Annotated in this window: 1 protein-coding gene; it reads left to right on the top strand. The window is 47.4% G+C overall.

Translation table 11 applies throughout. The features are described 5' to 3' along the window. Positions 1-104: 104 nt before the first annotated feature. A complete protein-coding gene (locus ACTHS3_RS15140) occupies positions 105-911 on the top strand; it encodes a DUF4198 domain-containing protein (protein WP_070608123.1) in 807 nt (268 codons plus the stop codon). Positions 912-951: the final 40 nt, after the last annotated feature.

Genomic DNA, 951 nt, shown 5'->3' with positions numbered 1-951 from the left:
CTGAAAGTTTTCAGACGGCCTCTCTTTAAATTTAAATAATTTTGTTATATTATAACGAACGCTTTATTCTATCTTTTCTACACATCGAAAATCGGAGAGAAATCTTGAAAAAAACTGCTTTGCTTATCGCATCTGCCTTTCTGTTCAGTACTGCCGCCCACGCCCATCGCGTTTGGGTTGAAACCGCCCATACACATGGCGGCGAATACCTTGAAGCCGAATTGGGCTATGGTGAATTTCCGGAGCTTGAGCCCATCGCCAAAGACCGCCTGCACATTTTCAGCAAACCCATGCAACTAGTGACTGAAAAAGGCAAAGAAAACATGATTCAAAAAGGTACATACAATTACCAATACCGCAGCAAACTGCCGGTCAAAGACGGCAGCTACTTGGTAACCGCCGAATACCAACCGACCTTCTGGTCAAAAAACAGCGCGGGCTGGAAGCAGGCAAGCATCAAAGAAATGCCTGATGCAAGCTATTGCGAGCAAACCCGTATGTTCGGCAAAAACATCATCAATGTCGGCCACGAAAGCGCAGATACCGCCATCATCACCAAACAAGTCGGCCAACATTTGGAAATCGTACCTTTGGACAACCCTGCCAACGTCCACGTCGGCGAACGCTTCAAAGTCCGTATCCTCTTCAATGGCGAGCCGCTGCCTAACGCCACCGTTACCGCCACATTTGACGGCTTCGACACCAGCGACCGCAGCAAAACCCATAAAACCGAAGCCCAAGTCTTCTCCGATACCACCGATGATAAAGGCGAAGTCAGCATCATTCCATTGCGCCAAGGTTTCTGGAAAGCCAGCGTAGAACACAAAGCCGATTTCCCTGATCAAAGCGTGTGCCAAAAACAGGCGAACTACACTACTTTGACTTTCCAAATCGGTCATTCACATCATTAATACCCAATAACAAAGGTCGTCTGAAAACCGTATTGCAGGG

Source organism: Neisseria sp. P0009.S007 (assembly GCF_051962515.1).
Note: the sequence above shows the minus strand (reverse complement) of the source record. Positions and strands in the feature narration are given on the sequence as shown.